Below are 12,229 nucleotides of genomic sequence, written 5' to 3'. Positions count from 1 at the left end.
ATCGCCCGGAACGGAGGGCGAGAGAGTATTCCCTCGGCGATGTCGCGACTGAAGTCGCTCCCACACAGAACGCGTCAGAAACCCCGAACGCCGGCAGCGTGCAGGCGCACGGCTTGCGCGCGTACCTCGGTGCGACCGAAAAAAGCCACCAGCTGTTTCGCGCGGCCTGTACCCACGCCGTCCTGGCTACGCCATTCATCCACGCCGCGACTGCTCAGTACTTTCCAGTCCGTTCCATCACCAAAGCTGGCGGCCGGAACACCGAGCGCACGCAACCAATCCGCAAACGGCCGATCGCGTGCGCTGGCAAAAGCTTTCGCCAGGGCCGCTGCACGGCCGGCGCCGAGGCCAGGCACGACGGCCAGTTGCTTGGGCGTGAGATCCATCCAGTCGAGCAGCTGATGAACCAGGTCCGCGTCGATCAGCGCCTGCCACGTATTAGCGCCAAGTCCATCGAGGCGCAGGCCTTGCCGGCCGCCCAACCGGACCAGCCGTGCACGGAATTGCTGCTCGCAGCCGGGGCCGGCCTGCCAGCAGCTCAGCGGACCATGTGCTTGCGGATCCGGTGGCGACACCGCAACGCGCTCCTGCGCGCGCCATGCCACCGACTGCAACCGTGGAATGGTCAGGCCGGCCAGTACCACCTCGACCTGATCGCCCGGCCGGATGTCGAGCTGCTGCCAGCGACGCAGCGAGCCGACACTGACCCGCTGCACGCGATGGTCATCCAGTTGCACCGGCGCCAGCTCCAGGACCGGCGTGATGCGGCCGCTGCGTCCGACGGTGAAGGTCACCGCGCGCACCTCGGCCAGCGCGGAAGCCGCCGGATACTTCCACGCCACCGCCCAGGCCGGCGGTGATGCCTGCCACGTTGCGGCGAGCGGACGATGGCCCTGTCGAACCACGGTGCCGTCGGCGGCGAAGGGCATGGCATGGCGATACCACTGCTCGCGCCAGCGCTTCACGTCGTCGATCGAAGTGACCGGGTGCGTATACGCGACGCTGTCTGCCAGGCCCATTGCCGCAAGCCCCGCCAACCGCGCCGTCATGTCCGCCGGGCCACTGGGCCAGTCCCACACGAACAGGCCGACCTGCGCGGCGATGTCGGCATCGAGCTCATCGCGCGCCAGCGCACCGGCCACCGTCGAGCGCGCATTGGCGCCACCATCATCCGATTGCACGTGACCCGATAGACGCCAGTACAACTCGCCCTGCAAGACCACGCGCGCGGGTGCGTGTGGCAGGCGTTTGGGAATCGCATCGATGCGCTGCGCCAACGCGGTCCAGTCCGAACCTTGCACACCATCGCCGCGGCTGGTGGCCTGCTGCAATTGGCCATCCAGATACAGCAGGGTGACTGCCACACCATCGGCCTTCGGTTGCACCCAGAGATCCTTGTCGTCGCGAACGCGCATCCACTGAGCCAGCGCAGCGGCATCCGGCAGCTTGGCCAGCCCGGTCTGCGCCACCGGCGAGCGCACCGCGCCGCTGGCATCGGCCAGATGCGCCAGCGCCGCGGGCGCCTGCGCCGGAAAGCAGCGTCGCCAGAGCCTGAAGCGCTGCAATGCCTGGTCGTAGACGGCATCGTCGACCGGCGACTGGCCACTGACCCTATAGGCATGATTCCAGCCGTCGAGTCGGTCGTGCAGTGCGCCCAGCTCCTGCTTCGCCCGGACGGCCGACCAGTCCGGACAGTCGCCGGCATGTGCCGTGCTGCAGGCCCATGCCGCGATGCCGGCAACCGGCCACAACCATTCCATGCGCATGTTTTCTTCCTTCCGTGGACGTTGTCGACAGCCTAGCCAGCAGTTGCCCGTCCAGTCAGCCGACGATGCCGATGGCATGCGTAGGCATCGGGCTAGCCCGGCGAGCCGTCCGCGAAGTGCAAGGTTGTCTCGCCACCGAAACGGCCGTTCGGCCCAAAGCGCCGCTCCGTGATCAGCCCGGCTCCGTCATGACCGATCGCCACCACCGTGCTGGCACGCGTGCCGTACTGCTCGCCACGGATGAACGCGGCGGACAGCCGGCGCTCGCGCTCCAGCCCGATGCCGGTATCCGGCAACAGGGCATCGGGCGCGAGACATTCATCGGCGAGGGCATCGAACAGCGACGTGAAGTCATTCTCGTCCGGCCCTGCGATCCAGCCCTGCAGGGACTGCATCATGGCCCGGGTCTTCGGCCATGGCGTATTGAAGTCGGCATTCGACAAACCGTGCACGCCGGGCGTTATCGCCTGCGCGCGCGGTGCGGGTCGATTGCCCAGGTAGAACGCCTCGTGGGCGTCGAAGGTCAGCAGGTTGAACGGTCGATACGCCGCGGCCGAATGCAGCAGGTGCTGCGCGTGCGTCGCGGCATCCCTGTCGCCGCCGAGATAGTCGGTCACCAACATCCCCCGTGAAGTGCCGAGCTGGGGATCACGCGGATCGCGCACATTCGTCACCACGCAGCAACGGCCCGCATCCGCCACACCCAGCCAGGTGCCGCCGGCCTGCAGGTCGCGACCCGCCATGATGCTGGAACGATCCCAGCGCGCCAGCGCGGCACTGGGTCGTTCATGGAACTCGTCGCGGTTGCCGGCCAGCACCAAACGCCAGCGCGGGTGCGCCTGCCAGGCGAAGGCGATCAGGCACATCGAAATGATTTTCGCATCGACATGCCCGCATTGTCGGCCAAGCAACGGATGCCGGCCAGCGTCTTCGCCGCATTGTCGTTCTACGGGGCCTGACCAATGCTCAAGGCTGTTTTCCCGCGATCGGATCATCACCCAGCTGCAGGTAGTCGACGTCCAGTGCGTGCGCACCACCGGCGACGTCGATCATGTTGAAGCCGGCCAGCAGGGGGGCCTGGATCTCGGCGATGGACCAACCCTCGCTGTCGGCGACGACATGCATGTGGCCCAGCGGAGCGCCATTGAGTTTGATACCCGGCTGCGCAGGCAGGCCGAGATCCGCGAAACGCACGCGCAACATGCGCTTGCCTGCCGCCGGCACATGAATCTCAAAACGCAGGCGTCCGTCCGTACCACCGGCAATGCGCGCCTTGGCGCCGTTCGAGAGCTTGTCGTCCCCGATCATCACGGCCGAACGCAGCGCGGCATCCTCGGCTTCGTAGCGGTCGAATGGCAGCTGCGCCGAAGCGAACAGGATCTGGTTGGCCGCCACGTCTTCCGGCGCATCCGCGCGCGCGGACGAGGTGACATGCAGCAACCGGCCATCGCGGCGCAGCAGCAGCGCCTGGGTCCAGCCGGCGTGGATGTTGCCAGTGAGTTTGCGCACCGGTGCCGGCACCTGCCACCACGGCCCGCGACCGGAGGCGTTGTTCCAGTAGAGCGCGTGGCCACCCTCGTCACCGCCGCCGCCGGCGCGTTCGGCCGAGACCACGATCACGCCCTCGGGGCCGCCCAGCGGGAACCAGCGCACCACCGGACACGCCGAGGGAAACATGCCCGATGCCGTCATCACCGGATCGCCGTGATCGGCCGGATCGCCCCAGTCCAGGCCGTCGCGGCTGTACTTGATGAATACCTGGCCGTTGCGCGGCCCATCGATGTTCTCGTAGGTCATCGCGTAACGGCCGTCGGGCAGCCGCGCCACGGTGGCCATGCCCGGACGCTGGACGCCGCCGGGGACGGCGACGTCGATGGTTTCGCTGCCCCAATGCCGGCCGCCATCCACCGAGACCTTGTGCGCCAACAGCTGGTTGTAGCCCGCCGCCTTGTGCTGTTCGCTGGAGTAGTAGGCCACCATGCGCCCGTCATCGAGCACGTGGATGTCCGGCTCCCACACGCCCTTGTTGTCCTTGTCCTCCGGCCGGCCGCCGCCCTTGATGATCGAACCGAGGTAACGCCAGCTGCCGCCGCCATCGGTGGATGCGTAAAGCTGCAGGTCCTCGGTGATCACGCGCCCGCGTTCGTCGTTGCCGGTGGCATTCGCCGCCAGCAGCAGCGTGCCGGCGGCGAGATGGCCACTGGTACGCGGCACCTCGCTGAGGTTCGGTTGCCAGCGAAGTTGCCAGCGCTTGTCGCTGGCATGAGCCCGGTCGGTGATATCGGACTGAAGCGTCCAGTGGTCGCCATCGTCGTTGCTGGAGTAAAGCGGAATGCCCTTCATCCCGTCCTGCTCGAACACCATCAGCAGGCGACCGTTTTCCTTCGTATCGGGCTGGTGCGCCAACCGGATCACCGAGACATAGCCGCTGCCATCGGCCAGCCGCTGGGCTGCCGCGGTTGCCGCGGTTGCCGCGGTTTGCGCATGGACCGGAGGCGCCGTGGCAAACGCCCAGCCCAGGGCCGCGGTGAATGAGATGCTGGCGATTCGATTCATGATCGTTCCCGTCGAGGTGTCTGGTGAGTGCGTGCCGAGAGGGCACTGCATCGCGATGCTGGCGGAGGTGCGCCGTTGATTCCGTCAGTGGCAGGCCAACAGGCGCAGCGGTATCGCCGCCGCCATCGCCTGATAGCCGCGATCGTTGGGGTGGATGTGATCGCCACTGTCCAGCCCGGGCTGCAATCGTTGCCGATGCGATGGATCACGTGTGGCGAGGTCGAAATCGATGACGGCGTCGTAGCGTCCGCGATGACGAATCCAGTCGTTGATCTTCTCGCGCGCCTGCTCACCCTCGACCGAATACGCATCCCGGGTGCCTTCGAACGGCGTGAGGGTCGCGCCGTAGACGCGCAGGCCGGCAGCATGCGCGCTGGCAATGATCCGTCCCAGTCCGTCGATGACATGGGCGGCCGTCGCCGCGGCGTCGATCGTGCGACCGGATTTCCGGGCCACCATGGTCGGTACGCCGATGTCGTTGATGCCGCCGAGCAACAGCAGGAACCTGGCACCCTGACGGGAAAGCACATCGCGATCCAGACGATCCAGCATGCTCTGACCCAGCCCGTAGGTGCCGCCGAAAGCCCGCACCTGATTGCCGTCGATGCCCGCGTTCAATACCGCATGGCGACAGGTGTCCGTATCCGCTTGCCGCAGCCGCCGCGCCAGCACGTCCGGATAACGCGCGTCTCTGTCGATGCTGGACTGGAAGCCGTTGGTGATCGAATCGCCCAGCGCCACGATGACGGCGGTCCGCTGGCTGGTTTCGACGTCCACACCGGACAGCCAGTAGTTGTCGCCGATCGTGCGGGCAACCGCCATCGCGGCCGAGGCCGTGTAGTTTCCCTTGATGGAAACGAAGTTGGTCCGAAGCGCATCCTGATGCCACGTGGAAGGTGCGATCCGCCCGGCCCCGTACAGACTGATGCCCAGCGTGTCTCCTGCCCGTACCGGCAGGGCTACCGGGTCGCTGTCGCGGTAGCTTCCTGGCGGAATCGTCACGGTTCCGGTGCCGCCAAAACGAAGCGCGTGCAGGCTCGATGCCGCCACGTCACTGCCGCCTGCAGCGGTCCGCAGACCGACGCTGGACGCGCTCAACACCAGCGGCTGTTCGCCGAAGGCATTGGAAAGCCGGATCCGGATGCGTTGTCCATCCACCCCGACATTCACCATCTGCCGCACGGTCTGACCGGACAATGGCGCGACGTTTTGCTGCTCGTTCAGCAGCGCACTGGCAGGCACCGGCGCGCGCATCATCGCCGCACTCCAGGCGCCGACCCAGTGGCGGCCCTGTGCTGCCCATGCCGACCCGCCGGCGCAGGCAACATGCAGCACGATCAACCACACGAACACGCGCCGTGTCTGCTTGCGTTTGCCTCTCATGGATTTCTCGTGCCCTCCTGATCCCGCGCCATCCACACGCCAGGCGATCAGAGCTTGAGCCGGATACCCAGGCCGACGGTTCGATCCTGATAGCGGATGTCGCGTGGCCGCGTATCGCCGTCGCCCCAGAACTGATGCAGGTCCTGTCCCAGCAGGTTCGTGGCCGTCAGCACCACCGTGGCGTTCCGGTTGAGGTCATAGCCCAGCGAGAAATCGAGCTGGTTCGCCGGCTTGATCTCATCGTAGACCCCCGCGACATTCGGCTGGTTGAAACCGTCGATGAAGCGGCTGCGATAGTTATAGGCCAGTCGCGCCGAGACGCCGTACTTCTCGTACATCAGCACCGCGTTGTAGTTGTTCTTCGACACGTTCTGCAGCGGCGAAACCACCGACGGCCCGCCGATGAACTGCGGCGATCGCGTGGATCCCTCGATATAGGTGTAGTTGAGCTGCAGCCCCAGTCCGCTGAGTGCACCCGGCAGGAAGTCGAAGAACTGCTGGTAGGCCACTTCGGCACCATCCAGGTGACCGCTGCCGGCGCTTTGCGGCGAGGACAGATGGTAGGCGCCGCCGTCGATGACCACGTCGGTCACGTAGTTCTGGATGTAGCCGTCGATGTCGCGGTAGAACGCACCGGCACTGACGTAGCCGGCCGGGGCGAAATACCACTCCAGCGAAGCGTCGTAGTTGTTCGACTTGATCGGGCTCAGGTTGGGATTGCCGCTGGAGGCCACGCCATCGCGGTTGATCGTGCCCGGGTTCAGCGACAGCGACGGGTTGAGCTGGCCAAAGCCCGGATAGGTGACGGTCTTCGCACCCACCAGACGCAGTTGCAGTTCATCGGTCAGATGCAGGTTGAAGCTGAGGTTGGGCAGGTAGACCGGCTCGCTGGTCGACACCGACAGCGGGCTGTAGATGCTGGTGGATGCATCGAAGGAATACGCATTGAGGCCGCGCTTGATGCGCTCCATGCGAAAACCGGCCAGGCCGTCGAACGGCATGCCGAACAGTTCGCTCCCATAGCCAAGCTGCACGTAACCGGCCATCGACTTTTCATCGATATGGAAATACCGGCCGGGATTTTCCGCGGCCAATCCCGAAGGCAGGCCGTAGAAATTGCGCAACGCATCGGCATTCGAGGTGAGGTAGTTGTAACAGCCGGTGAGCCACGTCGTCGGTATCGCCGAGGTGGTCGGCATGCTGCAGAAGAAGCTTCCCGGCAACACCGCGGAAACCTGGTTCGCCGGGTTCGGATTGGCGGTGATGTTGCCGGTGCCTGCGCCGCCCGGTGGCGGCGTGGAGATCTCCACGCTGCCCACGTACTCGGCCTTGTGGTCGGAATAGCGCAGGCCGAAATCCAGGTACTGGAAGAAATCGCCGTTGAAATCGAAGGTGCCGTCACCGCGCCATGCGTACTGCTTGGCGCGCTCGGTGTGCCAGGTCTGGAACAGGCCGTTGAGGTAATAGTTGTTCGGATCGAGTTGCGGGTTGCCGCCCAGCGACCAGTTCTGGTGATCGTCCGACACGCCGCCCCAGTTCACATTGATCGGCCCCTTGAGGAAGGTGTCGATGATGAAAGTGTTGTCGGTGAACGAGGACTGGTTATAGGACAGGTCCGACGACAGCTGCAGGCGATCGCCACGCCACTTGATTCCGATCGCATGCTGCCGGTCCTGGCCACGCTGCGTATGCGCCTGGGTGCTGGTGGCGGTGTAGATGTCACCTTTCCAGCTGCCTCCGTTCGCGTCACAGATGGTCTGCCCCTGATAGGGCGATCCGGTCAGCTGGTTGGGATAACAATGGTTGCCGACGTTGAGGCTGCTGGCCGGGACGCCGGAGTTGCCGGCACCGGTGAAATAGAACGGCTGGCTGTAGTCGTCCGACACCCAGTCGTACAGCGCTTCGTAATAGACCTCGGTATTGTCGTTGGGCTTCCACTGGAACGCGTAGTTGAGTTCCGGACGCTGTCGATAACCGATGTTGTAGTCCGCGCCCAGGGCATTGGGTATGGCCACCAGATTGCCGTCGGCGGTACGCACCGGATCGCCGTTGGCGTTCGTCGCCATCACCGGCACATCGCCCCACACTGCGTTGTACTGATAGTGCTGCGTCATCAGCGACGTATTGATCAGCGCGCCAAACTCGCCATAGTCGGTTTTCCAGCGATCGCTCATCAGCACGCTGAAATTGGGATCGCTGCGGCCGCCGTACTTGCTGTGCGTCTGCGTATAGGTGGCAGCCAGCTTGGCGCCGTCGAAATCGAACGGACGGTAAAGCTGCATGTCGACCACGCCGGCAATGCCGCCATCCGGCAGGCTGGCTTCGCTGGATTTGTACACCTTGATCGTCTTCACCGCCGTCGCCGGCAGGTTCTGGAAGGCAAAGGCACGGCCCACACCGCTGTCCATCTCGCGGCCGTTCAACGTGGTGATCACGTTGGGCAGGCCGCGGATCACCACCGAACTCGTCTCGCCCTGGAAGCCTTGCGCCACCTGCACACCAGTGATGCGCTGCAGGGCATCGGCCACGCTGTTGTCGGGCAGCTTGCCGATGTCCTCGGCCACGATCGAGTCGACCACCATGCGCGAATCGCGCTTGATCGACTGGGCGCTTTGCAAGCTGCCGCGCAGCGGGCTCACCACCACGCCCGACAGGTCGGTGACGTCCTTGGACACATCGGTCCTGGGCTTCGGCTTCTTGGCGTCCTGCGCGTTCTGGTCGGCCGCGGTTGGGCTATCCATCTGCACCGGCGCTGCCTTGTCGGCAGTCTGCGTGTCGGTCGAAGCATGGGCGGCGTGCGCGGGGTTCAGCGCGATGGCAATCATGGTCGCCAGCAACGTGACCGTAATATGTGTGCGATTCATCAGGTGGGCCTCCCCTCAGAGGGTGGATTCACCGGCGACGCCGGCGATGGGCAATGACATCGTGTAAAAGCCCGCGGCGATGTGTTGTCCGGGGCGCGCATCGAAAACATCAGTGGGTCTGCATGCCGGCGGAAGGCATCAACGCCTGCCCAGGCACGACACCGCGCGGCGCCTGGGTGAGGTCGCGGATGACGTCCGCCTCGCGCTGGCGATACGGTGTGCCGTCGGCACGCAACAGGTCGTGGAACCAGACAACCGGCGGTTGCAGGGTGTACGGGCGCTGCCAGGAATCCCACGGCAACGTGGTCTGGGTTTTCCCTTCGACGAAACCCCAGTTGATCATGCCGACGTCGAGCTTCTTGGCCAGCGGCAAGGTGTTGTCGATGGTCGATCCCGCGCTGCGCGCCATGTATTCGGTGCAGATCAGCGGACGGCCATATCCGGTCAGCTGCTGCACGCGCCGGGAGAAAACCTCCGGCCAGTCGTAGGAGTGGAAGGTGATGATGTCGGACTCAGTCAGCTGGGTGCGCTCGACGGCGTTGAGCTTTGCCAGGTCCGACCAGTCGTCGTCATGCCATACACCGCTGGTCAGCGGCTGCGCGGGATGGACGCTGCGTGCCCAGGCATAAACCTGCGGCAACAGCTTGGCGACCAGCGCAACCTTGTCTTTCGGTTCGCGGGCGTCGTAATCGCCGCCGCCCGGGTTGTCCGGCTCATTCCACACGTCCCACGCCAGTACGCGCTTGTCATCGGCGAAGCTGCCGACGATGTCCTTCACGTAATGCTCCAGCCGCGGATACTGGGAAGGATCCGTCATCGCCACACCCGGCCCCTGTACCCAGCCGGAGTTGTGCACGCCGGGAACCGGCGGATGCTGCGGGCCGAGCTTGGGTTCCGGATCCCAGCAGGAATCGAACAACACCAGCATCGGCTTGATGCCGTGGCGGCTGGCGATGTCGAGGAAGATCCCGATCCGCTTCTTGAAGCCTTCCGGATCCTGCTGCCAGAGCTGGTCGTGCAGGAACACGCGCATCGTGTTCATGCCCAGTTTTTGCGCCCAGCCAAGTTCAAGGTCGATGCGCTTGGGGTCGAACGTGTCGGCCTGCCACATCTCCAGCTGGTTGATCGCGTCGGCCGGGACGTAGTTGCTGCCGACCGGCCAGCGCTGCGCGGCGTACCACGTCTTCGCCCTGGCTTGAGACCAGCGGGCAGTGTCCGCGGCATGCGCTGCGGGCACCGCAAGAAACGTGGCCAATGCCAGAGTCGCTGCAAGCATCACAAGCTTCATCTTCTCTCCCCGAGAATGCGGCGGTGTCGCCGATGGCCTGGTCAGGCAGTCCTCATGGCTGCCTATTTGTCATATAAAATACGTTAGTGATCGCAAAACGCTTCTCATGCGGCACGCCGCCATCCGTGGCAACAGCCACTCAGTTGGATGAACCGCCGGCCTTGATGGTGGAGAACTGGTAGACGATCAGGTTCCGGTACGTCTGTCCCGGAGCCAGACGCGCCGAACCGAAGTCCGGGTGATTGGGCGTGTCGGGAAACAGCTGCGGCTCAAGCGCGAAGGCGTCGCCCTGGCGATACACTTTGCCGCCGGTTCCCACGCTGGTGCCGTCCAGAAAGTTGCCGGAATAGAACTGCAACCCTGGCTGCGCTGAACTCAAGGTCAGCTCGCGGCCGGAAACCGGATCCTCGACATGCGCGACCATGCGCTGCGTCTTGCTCGCGTGGCGGCTTATCACCCAGTTGTGGTCGTAGCCGTGGCCGTTCAGCAGTTGCTGTTCGCTGCCCTGGCGGATGTCGCGGCCGATCGGCTTTGCCTGGCGAAAGTCGAATACCGTGCCGGCCACATTGGTGAACTTGCCGGTAGGTATCGACGTGGCATCGACGGGGAGATAGGTCTGCGCCGGGATGGTCAGGCGCTGGTTCATGACCGTGCCGGATCCCTCACCCGCCAGATTCCAGTAAGTATGGTTGCTGAGGTTGACGATGGTCGGCTTGTCGGTCGTGGCGCGATAGTCGATCGACAGTCGGCCACGAACATCCAGCGTATAGGTTGCCGTCGCCGTCAATTTGCCGGGATAGCCCATGTCGCCATCCGGACTGACATAGCGCAGCGTCACGCTGGCGTGGTCGGCGCTCTTGTTCACGTCGGTCACCGTCCACAGCACCTTGTCGAAACCCCGCGTGCCGCCGTGCAGCGAGTTGAGGCCGTCGTTTACCGGCACCTGATAGCTGCGCCCGTCCAGGCGGAAACGCCCCTTGGCGATCCGGTTGGCGTAGCGCCCCACCGTGGCCCCGAAGTACTGCGGCGTATCGAGATAGGACTGCAGGCTCGCATAGCCCAACACGATGTTGGCCTCCTTGCCGTCGCGGTCCGGCGCGTTCAGCGCCTGCAAGCTGGCGCCGAGCGCGATCACCTTCGCGGTGACGCCGTGACCGTTGTCGAGCGTCACCGCGCCGACTTGCTGTCCATCCGGCATGGTGCCGAAAACGCTTCTTGTCGCGTCAGTCGATCGCGCCATCACGGGCGCCGCCAGCATGCCGATGCAAAGTGCACCCGTGATCCAATCCGTCCGCCTCATACGCATACCCCTCGCCGATCCTGATGCATCCCAGATCGACATCTGATCATATTGTATTACAATATGCAAACATCGATTTCGACCGCCCGGATTATGGCAATACCCATTCTGTGCCCGTTCTGAATTTATTCTTCAATTCCAGACGGTTGACGGATCGTGAGAAAATTCACCGACGACCATGACGATTCGATAATGACGATGCTTGTGGGCTCTGATATAACAACTTGTAGGACAAATAGGACTTGAGCCAAATGACACGAGGAACGCGGGGGGCTGCGCCGAAGTCCGCAGGCACGGCGGTACTTGCCGTGAAGAAAATCCCGACAGCCAGCCGCATCAAAGGGGCCGGGCAGATGGGCAAGCCGACACCGGTACGGAATCTGCATGGCCATGTCGTGCAGGAACTGGGGCGGCGCATCGTGGGTGGCAAACTTCGCCCGGGTGAGGTGCTTCCTCGCGAAGAACTGCTGGCCGAACAACTGGAGGTCAGCCGCACTGCGCTGCGCGAAGCCATGAAGGTGCTGTCGGCGAAAGGCCTGGTCGAATCGCGCACCAAGGTCGGTACTCGCGTGCGCGATCCGCACTTCTGGCACCAGCTCGACGCCGACGTACTGGCCTGGCGTTGCGCGCTGATGCCCACGGCGGACTTCGTGGAAAAGCTGGTCGAGATGCGCGAGATCATCGAGCCGAGCGCGGCCGCTTCCGCCGCCCGCCGCTGCACCGCCGAACAGCTCGAACGGCTCGACACCGCCTATGCGGCGATGGACACGGCGCAGACGCTGGACGAATGGGCCGAGGCCGACCTGAGTTTCCATGAGGCGATGCTCAGTGCCACCAACAACGAATTGATGATCTCGCTGTTCTCGGTGATCGAGACCGCGCTGGGAACGTTCTTCGTGCTGTCCGCGCGCACGGCGAAAAACTTCAAGTATTCACTGCCGCACCATCGCAAGGTGCTCGATGCCATCCGTCGCCGCCAACCCGAAGCTGCCCGTCGCGCCATGCATCGGATGATCGCCGATTCCAGCGCCAACCTGAGCAAGGCCAAACGCCAAGCGGAAAAGGGCTGACA

Annotated in this window: 8 protein-coding genes; 1 reads left to right on the top strand and 7 read right to left on the bottom strand. The window is 64.5% G+C overall.

All coding sequences use genetic code 11. The features are described from left to right. Nucleotides 1–74: 74 nt before the first annotated feature. The 7 genes from ligB to ACPPVV_RS02345 all read right to left on the bottom strand — a co-directional run bounded on the left by ligB (nucleotide 75) and on the right by ACPPVV_RS02345 (nucleotide 11,097). A complete protein-coding gene (gene ligB, locus ACPPVV_RS02375) occupies nucleotides 75–1,760 on the bottom strand; it encodes an NAD-dependent DNA ligase LigB (RefSeq protein WP_426703144.1) in 1,686 nt (561 codons plus the stop codon). Between the two features lie 98 nt (nucleotides 1,761–1,858). Next, the gene (locus ACPPVV_RS02370) at nucleotides 1,859–2,632 is read right to left on the bottom strand and encodes an NRDE family protein (protein ID WP_426701883.1); all 774 of its coding nucleotides are present in this window, start codon (nucleotides 2,630–2,632) and stop codon (nucleotides 1,859–1,861) included. 100 nt (nucleotides 2,633–2,732) lie between these two features. After that, entirely contained in the window at nucleotides 2,733–4,322 is a 1,590-nt protein-coding gene (locus tag ACPPVV_RS02365) for an exo-alpha-sialidase (protein WP_426701882.1), read from the bottom strand. Nucleotides 4,323–4,406: 84 nt separating this feature from the next. Continuing rightward, nucleotides 4,407–5,705: an SGNH/GDSL hydrolase family protein gene (locus ACPPVV_RS02360; RefSeq protein ID WP_426701881.1), complete on the bottom strand. Its 1,299-nt coding sequence runs from the start codon at nucleotides 5,703–5,705 to the stop codon at nucleotides 4,407–4,409. A 47-nt stretch (nucleotides 5,706–5,752) separates the two neighbouring features. Beyond that, nucleotides 5,753–8,569 carry a TonB-dependent receptor gene (locus ACPPVV_RS02355; protein ID WP_426701880.1) on the bottom strand — a complete coding sequence of 939 codons (2,817 nt, stop codon included), beginning with the start codon at nucleotides 8,567–8,569 and terminating at the stop codon, nucleotides 5,753–5,755. Nucleotides 8,570–8,678: 109 nt separating this feature from the next. Beyond that, nucleotides 8,679–9,857 (bottom strand): 1,4-beta-xylanase, encoded by a 1,179-nt coding sequence (locus ACPPVV_RS02350; RefSeq protein ID WP_426701879.1) that lies wholly within the window; start codon nucleotides 9,855–9,857, stop codon nucleotides 8,679–8,681. 139 nt (nucleotides 9,858–9,996) lie between these two features. Continuing rightward, nucleotides 9,997–11,097, bottom strand: a complete 1,101-nt coding sequence (locus ACPPVV_RS02345; protein WP_426701878.1) for an aldose epimerase family protein — start codon at nucleotides 11,095–11,097, stop codon at nucleotides 9,997–9,999. A 368-nt stretch (nucleotides 11,098–11,465) separates the two neighbouring features. Here ACPPVV_RS02345 and ACPPVV_RS02340 point away from each other — a divergent pair, with 368 nt between their 5' ends. Further along, a complete protein-coding gene (locus ACPPVV_RS02340) occupies nucleotides 11,466–12,227 on the top strand; it encodes a FadR/GntR family transcriptional regulator (RefSeq protein WP_426701877.1) in 762 nt (253 codons plus the stop codon). Nucleotides 12,228–12,229 lie beyond the last annotated feature (2 nt).

The organism is Rhodanobacter sp. Col0626, assembly GCF_049994385.1.
Lineage (GTDB): Bacteria > Pseudomonadota > Gammaproteobacteria > Xanthomonadales > Rhodanobacteraceae > Rhodanobacter.
Note: the sequence above shows the minus strand (reverse complement) of the source record. Positions and strands in the feature narration are given on the sequence as shown.

Excerpts from the sequence above, each read along its gene's own strand:
- ACPPVV_RS02360 (WP_426701881.1), bottom strand. The coding sequence starts at position 5,705 with ATGAGAGGCAAACGCAAGCAGACACGGCGCGTGTTCGTGTGGTTGATC.
- ACPPVV_RS02355 (WP_426701880.1), bottom strand. The coding sequence starts at position 8,569 with ATGAATCGCACACATATTACGGTCACGTTGCTGGCGACCATGATTGCC.
- ACPPVV_RS02350 (WP_426701879.1), bottom strand. The coding sequence starts at position 9,857 with ATGAAGCTTGTGATGCTTGCAGCGACTCTGGCATTGGCCACGTTTCTT.
- ligB (WP_426703144.1), bottom strand. The coding sequence starts at position 1,760 with ATGGAATGGTTGTGGCCGGTTGCCGGCATCGCGGCATGGGCCTGCAGC.
- ACPPVV_RS02345 (WP_426701878.1), bottom strand. The coding sequence starts at position 11,097 with ATGGCGCGATCGACTGACGCGACAAGAAGCGTTTTCGGCACCATGCCG.
- ACPPVV_RS02370 (WP_426701883.1), bottom strand. The coding sequence starts at position 2,632 with ATGTGCCTGATCGCCTTCGCCTGGCAGGCGCACCCGCGCTGGCGTTTG.
- ACPPVV_RS02365 (WP_426701882.1), bottom strand. The coding sequence starts at position 4,322 with ATGAATCGAATCGCCAGCATCTCATTCACCGCGGCCCTGGGCTGGGCG.